Below are 16,741 nucleotides of genomic sequence, written 5' to 3'. Positions count from 1 at the left end.
TCAATATAACGTATTGAAATGCATAAGACAATATCTAAAAAGAAATACGGCTACATTCAATGTATAAGCAGGGTTAAAACTCGGAAGAATGAACCAAACTGTGAATAGGTTACCAAAATGCGCCAATAGATAAGTGAAGGAGGCGTTCCTATGTTCCGCAAGCAGGAAAGAACGCTCATTATTGTATGTATAGTAATTGCGGCCATTATGCTATATGCCGTAATTAAAAGCATAGCTCGCTTGACTCCTTAGTTGGTAATCCAGAGTGATCCGCGATGTTTAAAATGTGAAATGAAGGAGTGAAACCCATTTGTCTTCATTGGACCCTGTATTGCTAAGCCGGATGCTGACCGGAATTACCCTGTTTGTTCATATCGTATTTGCATCCATCGGCGTTGGCGTACCCTTAATGATTGCACTAGCAGAATGGCGTGGGCTGCGAACCGGTGATCCGCATTATACACTGCTGGCCCGACGGTGGGCGCGAGGGTTTGTCATTACCGTTGCCGTGGGTGTCGTTACAGGCACCTCCATTGGTCTACAGCTCAGCTTGCTTTGGCCCACCTTTATGCGGGTGGCTGGACAAGCGATTGCGCTACCTCTGTTTTTGGAGACGTTTGCTTTTTTCATCGAAGCTATATTCCTGGGCATCTACTTGTATACCTGGGATCGGTTTAAAAGCAAATATTTTCACCTGATGCTGCTCATCCCGGTAGCGATTGCCTCATCTGCATCAGCGGTTTTTATTACGACTGTGAACTCGTTCATGAACCAACCTCAAGGCTTTACACTCAAAAATGGAGTCATGACTGATATTCATCCCATCCAGGCCATGCTAAATCCGGCTACCCCGACTAAAGTTTCTCATGTACTGGCTTCTTCGTATACATTGAGCGCTGGGGTGCTGATGGGACTGGCGGCTTACAGCATGCTGAGGGGACGTAATCACCCTTATTTCAAAAAGGCGCTGAAGCTGACTGCTACCTGTACCATTGTGTTTGCCATCAGTACCGTGATGATTGGAGATGCATCCGGTAAATTTCTGGCCAAATATCAGCCAGAGAAGCTGGCCGCCGCCGAATGGCATTTTGATACGATGACGCACGCGCCCTTCGTATATGGCGGATATATGGATAAGAACGGTGAAATCAAGTATGCGCTGAAAGTGCCTTATGCACTTAGTGTGTTGGCCGGGAACCTGCCCAGTACGGAGGTCAAGGGCTTAAATGATTATCCCGTAGATCAGCGTCCGCCACTGTCTATCCATTATATGTTTGACCTCAAAATCACTACAGGGGTGCTGATTCTCGTCATTCCGCTGCTATATCTGATCCGCAAGCGTTTGCCAGGTCGCAAACCATACCCCAGATGGCTGCTGTTGGCGCTCATTCTGGTGGGGCCGATGGCGATGGTAGCTATTGAGCTCGGATGGATGTTTGCGGAGGTCGGTAGACAGCCGTGGATTTTACGCGGATATATGAAAGTCTCCGAAGCAGCGACCACTTCTACGAGTGTCGGGTGGATGCTGATGCTGTTTGTTATTTTGTATCTGGTGTTGTGTTTCTCGGCCATTAAGGTACTCAGCAAGCTATTCCGCAATAAGGATGCGGTAGAAGAGATAAGGCAGCTGGGCCTGGAAGGGGCTGAAGGCAAGTGAGCTATGAGATTGTAGGTATCGCCATTTTGTGGACGTTCCTGTTCGGATATTTGCTTGTGGCATCCATTGATTTTGGTGCAGGGTTTTTCAGCTTTTACAGTGTGTTAACAGGCCACCAGAACAAAATCCACAATATCATTCAACGGTATCTGTCCCCGGTGTGGGAGGTAACAAACGTATTTCTCATCTTTTTTGTGGTGGGATTAAACGGGTTCTTCCCGGATGCGGCATATTACTATGGTACGGCGTTACTCGTTCCCGGCAGTATTGCGATTGTGCTTCTTGCCATCCGAGGAGTGTATTATGCATACAATACGTATGGGCATTCCGGTAAAAATAATATCGTCTACATGGCGTTATACGGTGCGACAGGGTTGCTGATTCCGGCGGCACTATCCACGGTTCTTGCCATTTCGGAAGGCGGCATTATTGTAGAAAACAGCACAGGTGTTCATCTGCAATGGGGCCAGCTATTAAGCAACCCCTACACGTGGGCGGTTATTATTCTGGCGCTGGTGAGTGTATTGTATATCTCGGCGATGTTTTTGTCCTTTTATGCCAAAAGGGCAGGGGACAAGGTTGCTTTCGAAATCGTACGAGGGTACGCGTTGCTCTGGAGTGCTCCTACGATTTTGGCGAGTCTGCTCGCATTTTTTCAGATTAACAAACAAAATCCAGATCATTTTACCAATATGCTGAACATAGCCTGGATGTTTGTTGCATCCTTCATATGCTTTGCGGGAGCAGTTTATCTGGTATGGCAGCGGCGGCATCTAGGGGTTTCATTCATATTGGTGATGCTGCAATTTGCATTTGCCTGGTATGGCTACGGCCGCTCGCATCTCCCGTATGTTCTGTATCCCTACATTAATGTCTACGACAGCTTTACAAATTCTACGATGGCGTATGCATTGATTACGGCGTTTGTTGCGGGTCTGCTGGTGCTGATCCCTTCGCTAATCCTGATATTAAGATTGTTTCTGTTCGATGCAAAATATGTGCGCGGACATGAAGGGAAGAAAGGGTGAGTTAGAGTGGCTGCTTTCGAGCATTTTACGATTATGTACGAGTCACCTATCATTATTGTCGTGGCGATTGTGTTTTTGTTTATTTATTCGGCACGCTTTAAAAATCCACAAGACTGACAACAACAGGTGGAACAGGCCTTCCTGATTGATTCGGGAGGTCTGTTTTTGCTGTATTATCGCAGAATTTCCTTTACAGACGTGATTGAATTATACTTTACATATATCAGGATGTTGCATCATTTTATGTTCACACTCGAGTGACAATATATAGTTAAATTGAACCGCTGCGTTTTTTGGAAAACGGGTTCATCAGGGAGGGAGCTGCATCATGCCCAAAGTTCGTTTTAACAATATGGATCATGTAAATACCGATAAAACAATCAAGCAATTCAGACAATGGCGGCAGGAGCGACGCAGCAAAATAAAGGATTATACATTCGTTGTGCCAAACCATCCCCCGGAGCTGGAGTTCCTGCATAGCAATCGGGAGATGGCGACAGCGACCTGGGTGGGACATTCCACCTTTTTCATCCAGTATCTTGGGCTGAATATCGTCACCGATCCGGTATGGGCAGAGCGTATGGCTCTTGATAAAAGGTTGGCTCCGCCCGGCATTCGTATTCAGGATGTACCACCACTGGACATCATTCTGCTGTCTCATTCACATTATGATCATTTACATTTAGAATCGTTGCGGAAATTATATCGTGCAGATACGCTGATGCTCGTACCCACGGGGTTAAAGGCGAAAATGATCCGCAAAGGTTTTCGTAACTGTCATGAGCTGCAATGGTGGGAGCATTTTACGGTAGGAGGGGTGCGATTTACGTTTGTTCCAGCCCAGCATTGGACACGACGCACGCCGTTTGATACGAACACTTCGCATTGGGGTGGATACGTTCTGCAAAATGAGCAGCAGGTGATTGGCTCTGCCACGTCCGTCACGGAACCTCATCCTCATTCGAATACAGATTCAGAGCATACACCGACGTTGTATTTTGTGGGAGACACTGGATATTTTCGTGGGTTTAAGGAGATTGGCGAGCGCTTTGCCATTGACCTGACCTTTATGCCGATTGGTGCGTATGAACCGGAATGGTTCATGACCTCGCAGCATGTGACACCGGAGGAGGCATTGCAAGGGTTTGTAGATTGCGGCGCAGATCAGATGATTCCGATGCACTACGGAGCCTTCAAGCTTGCGGATGATACGCCAAGGGAGGCGCTGGATCGTCTCGAAGCGGAACGTGAGCGTATGGGTATTGCGAAGGAACGTATTCATATTCTAGGGCACGGAGAGACGCTGAAAATTGGACGTCGCTGCTCCACTACAATTTGAGGAATTCGACATAATCCTTATAGAAAAAGCGACTCTGCGGACAATTGATGTTGTCTGCGGAGTCGCTTTTTTTGTTTTTAGGCTGTGATGCAGGATTAAACTGCTTCCGTATCACTCGCCAAAGAGGAATCGCTGTTGGCGATGGGATGACGAACGATTTTAACTTCATAGAACGTGATTTTATTTTCAATAATATAGTCCGGAATTTGACGGTGGCTATGGGATTCGCGGAACGCTTCGCTTTTCGTCCAGCCTTGGAAGTTCTCCTTTTCTTTCCAGCGTGTACTGATCGTTACTTCCTCATAATCCTTCGTGTTTTCAGTCAGCAGCACTTCCAGACCGAGAAAACCTTCCATTTTTTCAACTTTTCCTTCTTTGTTAAATCTTTCGATGAGTAGATGTGCATTGCCCGGTGTGATTTTAGATGTATTTGTAACGATAACCATATTAAATTCCTCCTGAATGATGTGGTATGGTCGGTATAATAACCGGATAGCCATTCTCAAATTTGATGGTAGCGTTCATTTCATAAATGTCGCGAAGAAAAGCAGACGTCAAAATCTCACGGGGTTCGCCGGCAACGGCGATTCGTCCCTTTTTAAGCGCAATCATATGATGACAATAGGCCGCAGCTTGCTGCAAATCATGCAGTACCATAACAATCGTCAAGCCGGACTCGTGATTGATACGCCGCAGCATATCCATAACTTCAAATTGGTGGGCGATATCCAGAAAAGTGGTCGGTTCATCGAGCAAAAGAATATCCGTTTGTTGGGCCAAGGCCATTGCAATTCGTGCTTTTTGTTGTTCACCTCCCGATAGAGTATGGAACATCCGATCTGCATAGGGCTGGATGCCCGTGATCTTCATGACATGGTCCACGATTTGCTGGTCCTGTCCGGTATGGCGTACCCTCAAGCCCTTGGCATGAGGAGATCTTCCGTAAGCGACCAGCTCGCGGACCGTCAATAACGGCAGCATATCCTTCATTTGCGGTAGCATTGTAATCGTCTGGGCAAAATCACGCCGCTTGTATTCCTGCACGGGCTTGCCGAGGACGGAAACCTGACCCTGATCCTGCTTGAGCAGCCGGGTCATGATCCGCAAAAGCGTGGACTTGCCTGAACCGTTCGGTCCGACGATCGCAGTGAGCTGACCAGCGGGCAAGGTGATATTCACATCGTCCAGCTTGAAATACCCACGTTGTAAGGAGATATGCTCACCCTGAATGGCTGTCATCCGAAACTCCCCCGTTTCTTGAGCAGGATTAAGAAGAACGGTGCTCCGATGACGGCTAGCAAAATACCTACAGGCAGTTCAATCGGGTCAAACCAGGATCGCGCCACCGTATCTGCGAGAACAACCAGCGTTCCGCCGCCCACAATGGAAAGGGGAAGGAGGAACCGATAATCTTCCCCGATCAGCAGCCGTATGACATGGGGAACGACCAGTCCTACAAAGCCGATCAACCCGGCTACACTGACTGCTGTACCGGCAAGCAGGGCAGAAAGCAGGATAATGAGCATGCGTTGAAGCTCTACTCGCTGGCCCAGCAGCTGTGCTGAATCGTCGCCCAGCAGCAGTAGATTAGCAGGTTTAATCGCAAAGAAAGAGGCGATTAATCCAATGATGGCGTAAGGAGCCATGAACTCTAGATGATGCCAGCTTCGTCCGTTTAATCCGCCGGATAGCCAAGGAAGAACGGCCTGTACGCGGTCGCTGTACATGACCATTACGCCGTTGGTGAGTGCGCCCAGCAGCGCGTTGATCGCAACGCCAGCGAGCACAATTTTAACAGGCGATGCCCCTCGGTCCCAAGCCAGCAGATAAATGACGATTGCGCTCAGAAAGGCTCCCAAAAAGGCGGTTATCGGAAGAAGGTAGCTGAGCTGTGGAAGCATCACCATCGTAATGACGGCGGCAAGTCCACCTCCAGCCGATACACCAATAATGCCAGGGTCAGCCAATGGATTTTTCATGACACCTTGAAGAAGTGCTCCGGAAGCTGCGAGACAAGCTCCTACCAGTAAACCTACTAATACTCTGGGTAGCCGGAGATCCATCAGGATCGTGCGATATGTAGATTCATCATTATGTAGCAAAACATGATTAATTTCTTGAAGTGGAATCGACACCGAACCGTAGGCCAGACCGTACACAGAGACGGCCAGCAGTAGAATCGGAAGGGTAATCCAGGCGATGGTGCGTCTTCTGGCGCGCTGTAGTTTGTTCATCTCCATCGCCTATTTCGCCGGATACAGCTTTTGATGCATCAAATCCAGCGCTTTAGTGACACGTGTGCCCGGATTCGTACCGAACAGATCTGAAGGTAAAACCTCGACCTGATTGTTTTTGACTGCTCGGATTCCGTTCCAAGCTGCATTTTCCTGCATTTCTTTTATAAATGCGGCTTTAACATCTTCCGTATTGCCATGGGTCATGATGAAGATGTAGTCAGGGTCAGCCTGTATGATGCGTTCTGTGTTCAGCTGCGCATATTGCGGGAAATTTTGCAGGCCCGGAAAATCAGCGGCGATGTTGAAGCCACCTGCAGCTTCCAAAATGTTTCCGCTTAGTGAATTAGGTAGTGCAGCCATATACGTGGCCGGGGCTCCGTAGACCAGCAACACCTTCGGTTTGGAGGCAGAAGCGGTTTCCTTTTGCAGCTTAGCTATTTGTTGGTCAATTTGCTGATTTAGCTTCACGGCCTGAGCCTGCTTTTGCAGTAATTGTCCGAACAGCGTAATTTGCGACTGAATATCGTGAACTGAATTGGCTCCCGTCAGCAGCAGCTGTGAACCGACTCCTTCAATGGCTGGAATGTCTTTTTCATTCATAGGATAATTGCCTAGCACGACATCCGGTTTGAGCATCGTAATTTTCTCCAGATCGACTTCATGAGTGGAGCCTACTTGCTGAACGTTCTCAGCAGCAGGTACGATGGCAGGTCCATTGGAGTTGGGCCTGCCCACGGCAGTTCCACCCAATGCGTATATGATATCCAGATCGCCATTGCTGAGCGCAATGATATGTTGAGGGACCTTTTGAAACGCCAACGTCCGTTTTGAAAAATCAGTAACTTGAATCGCCGCACCGCTTGTCGTACCAGAAGTGGCAGATACGGATGCACTGGTTGGTTTGTGATCTGCGGTCGAGGCACCATTACTACATCCGGTAACTGCCAATAAAAGCGCTGCGGACGACCACAACATATAAGATTTCATGTTATTCCTCCTGCAATTTTCGAGTTAAACAATAATGATAATCATTTTCATTTATGTATAAGAGAATGATAATGAATATCACTGGGGATTGTCAATTGAAAAAAGCAAATTTTTAAATAAATTTTGAACTAAAAATAAAAGGGGTATATTCGAATTATAGAAGAAGGAACTACAAATTTTTCTTAAAAAATAGCATATATCAAGGGGTTATGTACATGCAAATACATATTGACATTTTCGAAAAGTGTAAGATATATTGGTGATGGGTTTACTTTATTTTGCGAAATTCTGGAATAGAAAGGTGGGAAGACACGGCTCAAAAAGAGCTATTTTTTTTAATTATCAATTGAGAATGATAATCAATTACTTAAATTCTCGTGGGGAGGGACTGCTGTCATAATGAAGAAGGGGTATTCTGCAATTATTGCTGTGTTTCTGCTGGTGAGTGTGCTGAGCTTTTGGCCAACTTCGTCATCTGTAGTAGCCGCTGCGGCTTCTCCAAAATTGGCGGATGGTACATACACGCTCAAATACAATATCCTCAAGGCAGAAAATGATTCGGTGTCCATGGCTAATGATTATTTTGAAAAACCAGCTAAGTTGTATGTAAAAAAAGGTCAAATGACCATGCAAATTAAGCTGAATCATAGCGAATGGACAACTGGGTTTAAAGTAGATTACAAAGGCAAAATCATCGATACAAAGGTCATCCATAAGGATGCCAAAACCGATACCCGCATCGTACAATTTCCAATTACGAGTGTGAACAGCCCGCTAATCTCTAAAATTCATGTTACTGTCCCTGCGTATAACTACGATCATGACTATACGATCCGCTTCGCTTTTGATTCCAAAAGCGTCAAAAAAATAGCAGCCGTCCAGTCAGCAAAATCAACTAAATCTTCCAAGAAGTAAATTCAAGCCATCTTTATCGTTCATAAAATCAACACAAATTGAAGCATAAAAAATTGAGGAGTGTGTGTAGATATGAATATGGTAATGAATCGCTTTGAGCAATTTTCTTTTAAGAAGGTATTTGTAGCATTGATCATGACAGCGCTTGTTTTTGCACTCGTTGCTCCATTCTCAGCTAAAGCGGCAGCAGCCGACGGCACGTATAACGTAGACTACACTGTTTTGAAGGATCAAACCAATGAAACTTCTCGATTGGATAGCTACCTGACGAAGCCTGCTCAGGTTACGGTAGCTAATGGCAAAAATGTCGTTCGTCTGACTGTGAAAAGCAGCAATCTGATTACAACGTTCAAAGTAGAGCAAAATGGCGTACTGCAAGATGCGACTGTAGTAAGCACAGATACTGCTAGCAACACTCGTGTAGTGGAATTCGAAGTTGCTGATCTGAATGCAAAAGTGAATGCTTACGCTGAGATCACAATTCCAGTAATCGGCTACACAGGCAAGTACGATGTACAACTGCAGTTCGACGAAATCTAATCCAAAATAAAACGTAAAAGGAGATTAAAAACATGAACATGATTATGAATCGTATGGAAAAATTGTCTTTGAAAAAAGTAATGCTTACTGTACTGATGGCAGCGCTTGTTTTTGTGGTACTAGCTCCATTTTCTGCCAATAAAGCGAATGCGGCTTTGCCTAATGGAACGTATCAATTGCCTTATACCGTTTATAAAGATGGAACCACTCAGCCATCCTACATGGATACAAATGGTTATGTGAAAAAACCAGCCACACTGATTGTTACGAATGGTCAATATAAAGTGAGAGTAGCTATTACCAAAAGTGCTTGGGTTACTGAATTCAAAACTCAACAAAGCGGTCAGTATGTGAATGCGACTGTAGTAAGCACATCAGGGGATACAAGAATAGTCGAATTCCCTGTAACTAGCCCGTCTCAAAAATTGAACGTTAAACTGCATGTAAGTGTGCCTGCAGAATACACTGGTGGTATTCCGTACGATCACGACTATGTGGTTCAATTCCAATTCGACGACAGCGATATCTAAGACTTCTTTTTGAAAATATAATTTTGAATTGAATACTCATTTGGAGCTTAGTTTCAAAGCTCCAAATGAGTATATTTTAAGTAGGGGGATACATCACCTTGAAAAGCCGATTTAACAAATTTATAACGACATTTGCTGCTGTTTTAATGTTGTTTTCTTTATTTTCACCGTACGTAGGAGCAACACCTGAGGATGAGTTCACTTCGTTGAATTTGCCCGATTTAAGCACTACAGTCACTAGTGCTACTTATGCTACTTATGAGATTCCGGTAGAAGTGCCCAGCACATATGCTGAGCCTACCAATGCTGTGACCACTACTGATGCGACCTATGTAGATGGAGAATACCTGATTGATTACAAACCTTTAAGAAAGACAGTCAGCGGTAGCACTAGGGATTCAAGCTTCAAAACAAACTATACCTATCCTGGAGATTTGATCATTAAGGATGGAAAATACCATTTTTCATTTAAGTTTGCGGAATCTCAAGGTCTTTCGAAATTTTTAGTTGAACAAAACGGGGAAACAGTTCCCGCAAAAATAGAGGTGGATTCTGGGAAAACTTCCGGGACTGTAAGCTTCGATGTTTATGATTTTCATCAAAATGTAAATACGGAGTTTGGATTTAATAGCAGTTCTCCATGGTATGTAGATACCGATCCAGACCGTTCAGTGAAGGAATGGATTGAGTTTGATCCTTCCAGTTTGAGACTTAAAAACTCAACGGAGAATCCAACGGTTCCACCTGTAACACCACCGGTAACGCCTCCTAATACAGGAGAGAAACTCGCTGATTTGGACTTTACCCTTTTGAAAGATGAAAGCAATGAAAAGTCAATGATGGATGGGTATACGGAGAAACCAGGCTCTCTAATTGAGCGTGGTGGTAAACGATATGTCCAATTTACATTAAAGAACAGTAAGCAGATTGATGGTTTCAAGGTAGAGCAAGATGGAGTGTTAACCGACACCTCTGTTGTAAGTGAAGATCAAACTGCGAATACACGAATGATCGAGTTTGAAGTAAAAGATCTGCCTGCCAAGCTCAACGCATGGGTGAGCATCAACTGGCCTGAGCTGGGTTACGTGAATACTTATAATGTAGATCTTCAGCTGGCTTCTGTATCCGTACCATCAGATTTGGCGGATGGAACGTACTCGATTAACTTTAACGCGCTGCATGCCACAAAAGATCAATCGTCAGCCATGGCACAATATCTGTTGTCTCCAGCGACTTTGACGGTATCGAAGGGGCAAAAAGAAGTTTCCTTTACCATTAAAGACAGCACCACAGTAACGGAGTTCAAAACAGAACAAAACGGAACGTTAACAGATGCGGATATTGTAAGTGAGGACAAGACAGCCAATACGCGTGTTGTGAAATTCAAAGTAGCGGATTTGGACGCGATTTTAAATGCACAAGTACATGTGAGCACGACCTATCCAGGTGGGGTTTATGAAATGGATCATAAACTTCGTCTTCAGTTCGATAAAAACAGTATCTCGGGAACGGACAACGGTTCATCTCCAGTAACGTCAAATCTGGACTTCACGCTGTTAAAAGACGGTTCAAGTGAAAAGTCAATGATGGATGGTTATACAGAGAAACCAGGCGCTTTGATTGAACGTAATGGCAAGAAGTATGTACGTTTTACATTGAAAAACAGTAAGCAAATTGATGGCTTTAAGGTAGAACAAAATGGATTATTAACTAATGTTGCTACAGTAAGTGAAGACAAAACTGCGAATACACGAGTTATTGAATTCGAGGTTAAAGAAATACCTGCTAAGTTAAGCGCATGGGTAAGCATCAACTGGCCTGAGCTGGGCTACGTGCATACTTATAATGTAGATCTTCAGCTGGCTTCTGTACCCGCACCATCAGATTTGGCGGATGGAACGTACTCGATTAACTTTAACGCACTGCATGCCACAAAAGATCAAGCGTCAGCCATGGCACAATATCTGTTGTCTCCAGCGACTTTGACGGTATCGAAAGGGCAAAAAGAAGTTTCCTTCACCATTAAAGACAGCACCACAGTAACGGAGTTCAAAACAGAACAAAACGGAACGTTAACGGATGCGGATATTGTAAGTGAGGACAAGAATGCTAATACACGTGTTGTGAAATTCAAAGTAGCGGATTTGGACGCTATTTTGAATGCACAAGTACATGTGAGCACGACCTATCCAGGTGGGGTTTATGAGATGGATCATAAACTTCGTCTGCAATTTGATAAGAGTAGCATCACTAATGCAACATCCCCGGTTGATCCTGGGACGCCAGGTACGCCAGGAAAAGTTTTAGCTGATGGAACGTATTCGATCCAGTTCAATGCATTGCACGCAACAAAAGATCAAAAATCGGCAATGGCGCAATATTTATTATCTCCGGCAACACTGACGGTATCAAAAGGCAAGTATGAAGCTTCCTTCACGATCAAAGACAGCGCCACAGTGACGGAGTTCAAAACAGAACAAAACGGAACGTTAACAGATGCAGATATCGTAAGCGTGGACAAGAAAGCGGACACACGTGTTGTGAAATTCAAAGTGGCCGATTTGGACGCTATTATGAATGCACAGGTACATGTGAGCACGACCTATCCAGGTGGGGTTTATGAGATGGATCATAAGCTTCGTCTTCAATTTGACCGCAGCAGCATTGCAGTAAAAGGAACAGACGGCGGCACAACTCCCGTGACTGAAAACGGCAGATACAGCATTGATTTCTCCGTACTCAAAAATGGAAGCAATGAAATATCTGTGATGGATGGCTATATGCAGAAACCAGCCACGCTGTTAAGACAGTCCGGTAAAAATGTGATTCAGATCAAAATGGACAAGAGCAGTTGGATTAAAACGTTCAAAGTAAATGGTGCAGAGGCTCAGGTTGTCGATCAATCGAGCTCCGCAGATACAAGAACAGTACAATTCGAAGTACCCAATCTGTCGGATAAAGTGACAGTAAATACGCATGTCATCGTACCTGGATTGGATTTGGGTGGCATCCCTTATGACCACGTATATGATGTGCAGTATCAATTCGAGCCTGCTACCATTCGCAGCTTTGTCGAGCCTTCCTCTTCGGGTGCAGCTGATCCCATTGTTAAATTGGATTTCGACAAGCTTGCCAATGGTAAATATGCTTTGAAATTCAGTATCGTTTTGTCTGATTTTTCCACAGGAGTGGATTCTCCGGCTCAACGCTTCATCACTGACGAATCGGCGCAATTGGTCGTGGAAGGCGACAAACGGTTTGTAGGTCTGAAGCTGCAAAACAGTAATGAAGTGAAGGCGCTGCGCATTTGGGACAACGCAAGCGGGGACTACCGAGACGCAGAAGTGACACAGGAAGATGCAGCAAGCAATACGAAGCACGTTCGTTTTAGCGTGAATGACTTTAAAAACAATGTAAAAGGCCAACTGGTTGTCTATGAAGCCCCTAAAGTGGCAAGTTCCACTCCGATGGTCTTTAAGACTGAGGATCGGGTAGAGAAGGTATACGATTTTGAATTTAAATTTAACACCAGTGATGTTTCTTACTACAACGAAACTAAAGCAGACGAAGTAGAGCAAGGGAAAAACAACTTAGCGGATGGAGAGTACAGTGCGAACTTCCGTGTGCTTGCGAACGGAACGGACAAGGATTCTCTAGCGGCTCCTTTTGTACAAAATCTAGCGAAATTGATTGTGAAAAATGGTAAGGTTCAGGCCCATGTAACCGTTACGGACAACCAGGCTTTGAAGCTATTCCAAACGGATTTTGAAGGCCGTTATGCCAATCCGACGATTATGGGTTCGGACACCAAAGGTGATACGCACACTATTGCGTTCGAAGTGCCTGATCTGGATAAAAAGTTGAGTGTGTACACACAGGTATATCTGCCTGAGAAATACATTCTAAATGAGAAATTCGGCGGACAGATTCAATTTGACCGTGCATCGCTTAAAGGTGAGGGAGTCAATGCAGCTACAACTGCAACCGCAACCGCTACTGAACCGACAGCGGCCTCTACGGACAAGGCAGCAGAAACGACCACACCTGTGGCTGAAACAAAACCAGTAGTTGAGCAACCGGTTCAAATGGCTCCTGAGAAGCAATACACGATTAATTACAACGTATTTAAAGACAAAACGAGTGAAGCTTCCGTTATGGACGGTTATCTCGACAAGCCAGCTACACTGATTGAAAAGGGAGACAAGCGCTATATTCAAATTACTTTGAAAAATAGTTCCTGGATGCCAGCTCTCCAAGTAGAGCAAAACGGTACCCTGAAAGATGTGGAAGTAATCTCGACATCCGACGATACACGTGTCGTTCAATTCGAGGTAGGGGACTTGTCTCAGAAAATTGGTGCTTACACACACGTCATTGTGCCTGGTTTGGTTCTTGGCGGAGTGCCGTATGATCACTGGTATACAGTTCAGTTCCAATTTGATGAAGAAAGCCTAAAAGCGAAGTAGCCTCAGGTTGTGATAATCAATGTAGTCTGAATAACAGCAAAGTTTGTATGCGAGCAAGTCTTGGTGCCCCGGCATCAAGACTTGTCAGCATTTACATACCCGAGGAATTTGCAAAAATCCAATAAGCGACTTCTAATGAACAATATGTAGATCGAAATGGTCTAATTCGTCTATATATTGCACTTTGGAGCGACTGGAATCGAATTTTGCAAAATCCGGATACCCGAAAAGTTGGGGTTCCTAATGTTGTTCTATATTTTGAATTGAGGTGACTGGATTTTCATGAAACGGTATATAGCATTGGCTCAAGGAAGATCGTTTTGTTTGTATATGTTAATCGGCATCGTGATCTTGTTGCTGGCTGGATGTTCGGGAGGGGCACAGGCCGGGCAGAACCAGAGCGATGGTTCGAAATCAGCGGCAACATCTAATGCAACCGGAAAGTCGTCTGACGGTAAAGCTCAAGCTCCTCGTATTGTGGCGACTACGGTAGCCATTGCGGAAATCACGGATGCACTGGGCCTGGATTTGGCAGGCAAGCCGACAAGCACGAAAGTGCTGCCTGACCGTTACAAGGATGTGCCTGATGTGGGTAATCCGATGAGTCCTGATATGGAAAAAGTGATGTCATTGAAGCCGACGGACGTACTGTCGGTGACGACACTGAAATATGATCTGGAGCCTAAATTTAAAGATTTGAAAATCAATGCCGAATTTTTAAATTTTGAAAGTCTCGCGAATATGCAAAAAGAAATTCAAAAGCTGGGAGACACGTTTGGCAAAGCCGATAAGGCCAAAGAGATTAATGGAGCTTTGGATGCGAAAGTAGCTGAGATTCAACAAAAGATCAAAGGGAAGAAATCCCCTAAAGTATTGATTTTGCTGGGAGTACCGGGAAGCTATCTGGTGGCTACCGAGCATTCCTATATTGGGGATCTGGTTAAAATTGCAGGCGGAACCAATGTGGTTCAGGGCGAGAAGGTGGAGTTCATTGCCCACAATACCGAAGCCTTGCAGCAATCCAACCCCGATATCATTTTGCGCGCTGCACACGGGATGCCGGATGAAGTAGTGAAAATGTTCGATGAAGAGTTCAAAACTAACGATATCTGGAAGCATTTCAACGCTGTGAAAAATGGGCATGTCTATGATCTGCCTGAACCGTTGTTTGGCACAACAGGGAATTTAGCGGCAAACTCGGCGCTGGATGAGCTGATGAAAATGCTGTATCCTTCGAATTAAAGGAAGCTGATGACATGTCCAAAAAAGTATGGAGCCTTATTGTTGTAATTGTCTTGCTCGTCGGCGTCATGCTGTATTCAGCGATGACAGGCAGTCTCAAGGTGGATTTGAGTCAGTTGATGACCGGATTGTGGACAGGTACAGATGATCAGGTGAATGTGGTCAAGGACCTGAGACTACCGAGAATTTTCGTGTCCGTGATGGCAGGTGCAGCACTTGCAGTAGCGGGTGTTTTGCTGCAAGCCGTCATGAAAAACCCACTGGCGGATGCAGGGGTTATCGGCATTTCTTCGGGAGCGGCATTGATCTCGCTGATTGCGGTGACGGTCTTTCCTGCGCTTTATTTCTGGATGCCGTTCTTTTCATTTATTGGCGGTGCGTTAGCCTGTCTAATGGTTTATGGTTTTTCATGGAAATCTGGCTTGCATCCGATTCGTCTCATTCTGATCGGGGTGGCTGTGAACGCCATTTTTTCCGGCCTAGGTCAGTCGTTTAACTATCGAGGCAGTTATGCAGTCACTAGCATTAATCAGGTTACCACTTCAACCTTGTCTATGAAAAAATGGGTAGATGTCGAGGTTATTGTGACCTATGGCGGGATTGGACTAATTTTAGCCATGCTCGTGTTCTCTTGGTGCAATTTCTTGTCCCTTCAAGATAAAACAGCTAAAAATCTGGGATTCAATGTAACGCGTGCACGACTTTTGATTTCTGTGATTGCAGTGCTGCTTGCAGCAACGGCTACAGCCATCGCGGGAGTGATTGCCTTTATCGGTCTGCTCGTTCCGCATTGTGCCCGCTACCTAGTTGGCTCGGATCATAAGTGGTTGATTCCATTTTCCGCCTTATGCGGCGGCTTGCTGCTGCTGCTCGCGGATACACTGGGGCGGACAGTGCTTGCTCCCAATGAAATCCCGGCTTCTATTATTATGGCCGTCATTGGCGGGCCGTTCCTGATATTCCTGATCAGAAAGGCGGATCGCACCTATGGACATTAAGGATATAACCTTCTCTTATGATCGGAAAACAGATCGTCTGCATGCTATTAATGCTGTTATTGAGTCGGGACGGATCACTACCATTATCGGTCCCAACGGATGCGGCAAATCAACGCTGCTCAGCGTGATGTCCAACAATGCTGTTCCCCGCTTGGGCCAAGTGATTCTGGACGGCAAGGAGATAGCCCACTACAAGCCCAAGGAGCTGGCCCGTCAACTGGCGGTAGTCCATCAGCAGAACGAGGCACCTTCCGACTTGACTGTAGAAAAGCTCGTAAGCTTCGGCAGGTTGCCGCATAAGAACATGTTCACAGCGAGGCGTGACGAGGATGAGGAGGCGATTGAGTGGGCAATAGCCTGCACTAACCTGAACGAACGTAGAACTCGCACATTGGATCAGCTCTCAGGAGGAGAACGGCAGCGTGTATGGATTGCAATGGCCTTGGCACAGCGGACGCCAATTTTATTTTTGGATGAGCCGACCACCTATTTGGATATGTACTACCAGCTTGAAATTTTAGAGCTCATTCGGCAGTTAAACCAGGAACATGGACTGACAATCGTGATGGTGCTGCATGATATCAATCAGGCTATTCGGTATAGCGATGTGATGATTGCCATGAAGGAAGGGCGTATTATAGCGAACGGCCCACCTACAGAGGTCGTTACATCTGAACTGATCCAGACGGTCTATGACGTGGAGGTCGTAATCAAACAGGATGATGAAGTCGGCATGTACCTCATTCCGTTAGGTGTCGGGGTTTCCTGACAATTACAAGCGCATGGAACATCAATGCCGCGA

14 protein-coding genes are annotated in these 16,741 nt (G+C 45.5%); 10 read left to right on the top strand and 4 right to left on the bottom strand.

The annotated features are described in order from the left end of the window. Window positions 1-310: 310 nt before the first annotated feature. From MKY24_RS22445 to MKY24_RS22435, 3 genes are all read left to right on the top strand, one after another. Window positions 311-1,657, top strand: a complete 1,347-nt coding sequence (locus MKY24_RS22445; protein WP_339200900.1) for a cytochrome ubiquinol oxidase subunit I — start codon at window positions 311-313, stop codon at window positions 1,655-1,657. Then, the gene (locus tag MKY24_RS22440) at window positions 1,654-2,685 is read left to right on the top strand and encodes a cytochrome d ubiquinol oxidase subunit II (RefSeq protein ID WP_023990300.1); all 1,032 of its coding nucleotides are present in this window, start codon (window positions 1,654-1,656) and stop codon (window positions 2,683-2,685) included. The genes MKY24_RS22445 and MKY24_RS22440 overlap by 4 nt, the downstream gene beginning before the upstream one ends. 328 nt (window positions 2,686-3,013) lie before the next feature. After that, the gene (locus MKY24_RS22435) at window positions 3,014-4,024 is read left to right on the top strand and encodes an MBL fold metallo-hydrolase (RefSeq protein WP_053326095.1); all 1,011 of its coding nucleotides are present in this window, start codon (window positions 3,014-3,016) and stop codon (window positions 4,022-4,024) included. Window positions 4,025-4,119: 95 nt separating this feature from the next. On the opposite strand, the gene isdG is transcribed toward MKY24_RS22435, so the two are convergent. Genes isdG through MKY24_RS22415 form a run of 4 tightly spaced genes read right to left on the bottom strand, consistent with a single transcriptional unit; the run spans window position 4,120 to window position 7,248 of the window. Further along, window positions 4,120-4,470, bottom strand: a complete 351-nt coding sequence (gene isdG / locus MKY24_RS22430) for a heme oxygenase (RefSeq protein WP_023990297.1) — start codon at window positions 4,468-4,470, stop codon at window positions 4,120-4,122. A 1-nt stretch (window position 4,471) separates the two neighbouring features. Next, window positions 4,472-5,263 carry an ABC transporter ATP-binding protein gene (locus tag MKY24_RS22425; protein WP_076160742.1) on the bottom strand — a complete coding sequence of 264 codons (792 nt, stop codon included), beginning with the start codon at window positions 5,261-5,263 and terminating at the stop codon, window positions 4,472-4,474. Beyond that, complete coding sequence (locus MKY24_RS22420) at window positions 5,260-6,258, bottom strand: iron ABC transporter permease (RefSeq protein WP_175405192.1); 999 nt, start codon at window positions 6,256-6,258, stop codon at window positions 5,260-5,262. The genes MKY24_RS22425 and MKY24_RS22420 overlap by 4 nt, the downstream gene beginning before the upstream one ends. A 9-nt stretch (window positions 6,259-6,267) precedes the next feature. Next, complete coding sequence (locus MKY24_RS22415) at window positions 6,268-7,248, bottom strand: ABC transporter substrate-binding protein (RefSeq protein ID WP_339200899.1); 981 nt, start codon at window positions 7,246-7,248, stop codon at window positions 6,268-6,270. A 399-nt stretch (window positions 7,249-7,647) separates the two neighbouring features. On the opposite strand from MKY24_RS22415, the gene isdC reads away from it, so the two are divergent. The 7 genes from isdC to MKY24_RS22380 all read left to right on the top strand — a co-directional run bounded on the left by isdC (window position 7,648) and on the right by MKY24_RS22380 (window position 16,708). Continuing rightward, window positions 7,648-8,163: a heme uptake protein IsdC gene (gene isdC / locus MKY24_RS22410; protein ID WP_023990293.1), complete on the top strand. Its 516-nt coding sequence runs from the start codon at window positions 7,648-7,650 to the stop codon at window positions 8,161-8,163. A gap of 72 nt (window positions 8,164-8,235) precedes the next feature. Beyond that, window positions 8,236-8,703, top strand: a complete 468-nt coding sequence (locus tag MKY24_RS22405) for an NEAT domain-containing protein (protein WP_029519187.1) — start codon at window positions 8,236-8,238, stop codon at window positions 8,701-8,703. 32 nt (window positions 8,704-8,735) lie between these two features. Further along, entirely contained in the window at window positions 8,736-9,233 is a 498-nt protein-coding gene (locus MKY24_RS22400; protein WP_053326092.1) for an NEAT domain-containing protein, read from the top strand. Window positions 9,234-9,331: 98 nt separating this feature from the next. Next, the gene (locus MKY24_RS22395) at window positions 9,332-13,699 is read left to right on the top strand and encodes an NEAT domain-containing protein (protein ID WP_339200898.1); all 4,368 of its coding nucleotides are present in this window, start codon (window positions 9,332-9,334) and stop codon (window positions 13,697-13,699) included. Between the two features lie 282 nt (window positions 13,700-13,981). Further along, window positions 13,982-14,941, top strand: coding sequence for a heme ABC transporter substrate-binding protein IsdE (isdE, locus tag MKY24_RS22390; protein ID WP_069080839.1), 960 nt, complete (start codon window positions 13,982-13,984; stop codon window positions 14,939-14,941). A 14-nt stretch (window positions 14,942-14,955) separates the two neighbouring features. Then, on the top strand, window positions 14,956-15,939 hold the full coding sequence (locus MKY24_RS22385; RefSeq protein WP_028541843.1) for an iron ABC transporter permease: 984 nt from the start codon (window positions 14,956-14,958) through the stop codon (window positions 15,937-15,939). Next, window positions 15,929-16,708 carry an ABC transporter ATP-binding protein gene (locus MKY24_RS22380; protein WP_023990285.1) on the top strand — a complete coding sequence of 260 codons (780 nt, stop codon included), beginning with the start codon at window positions 15,929-15,931 and terminating at the stop codon, window positions 16,706-16,708. The genes MKY24_RS22385 and MKY24_RS22380 overlap by 11 nt, the downstream gene beginning before the upstream one ends. Window positions 16,709-16,741: the final 33 nt, after the last annotated feature.

Source organism: Paenibacillus sp. FSL P2-0322, assembly GCF_037975315.1.
Taxonomy (GTDB): domain Bacteria; phylum Bacillota; class Bacilli; order Paenibacillales; family Paenibacillaceae; genus Paenibacillus; species Paenibacillus polymyxa_B.
The sequence above is the reverse complement of the archived record's forward strand: the minus strand, read 5'-3'. Positions and strand labels throughout refer to the sequence as shown.

Excerpts from the sequence above, each read along its gene's own strand:
- MKY24_RS22380 (WP_023990285.1), top strand. The coding sequence starts at position 15,929 with ATGGACATTAAGGATATAACCTTCTCTTATGATCGGAAAACAGATCGT.
- isdE (WP_069080839.1), top strand. The coding sequence starts at position 13,982 with ATGAAACGGTATATAGCATTGGCTCAAGGAAGATCGTTTTGTTTGTAT.
- isdG (WP_023990297.1), bottom strand. The coding sequence starts at position 4,470 with ATGGTTATCGTTACAAATACATCTAAAATCACACCGGGCAATGCACAT.
- MKY24_RS22420 (WP_175405192.1), bottom strand. The coding sequence starts at position 6,258 with ATGAACAAACTACAGCGCGCCAGAAGACGCACCATCGCCTGGATTACC.
- MKY24_RS22405 (WP_029519187.1), top strand. The coding sequence starts at position 8,236 with ATGAATATGGTAATGAATCGCTTTGAGCAATTTTCTTTTAAGAAGGTA.
- MKY24_RS22400 (WP_053326092.1), top strand. The coding sequence starts at position 8,736 with ATGAACATGATTATGAATCGTATGGAAAAATTGTCTTTGAAAAAAGTA.
- MKY24_RS22435 (WP_053326095.1), top strand. The coding sequence starts at position 3,014 with ATGCCCAAAGTTCGTTTTAACAATATGGATCATGTAAATACCGATAAA.
- isdC (WP_023990293.1), top strand. The coding sequence starts at position 7,648 with ATGAAGAAGGGGTATTCTGCAATTATTGCTGTGTTTCTGCTGGTGAGT.
- MKY24_RS22385 (WP_028541843.1), top strand. The coding sequence starts at position 14,956 with ATGTCCAAAAAAGTATGGAGCCTTATTGTTGTAATTGTCTTGCTCGTC.
- MKY24_RS22425 (WP_076160742.1), bottom strand. The coding sequence starts at position 5,263 with ATGACAGCCATTCAGGGTGAGCATATCTCCTTACAACGTGGGTATTTC.
- MKY24_RS22415 (WP_339200899.1), bottom strand. The coding sequence starts at position 7,248 with ATGAAATCTTATATGTTGTGGTCGTCCGCAGCGCTTTTATTGGCAGTT.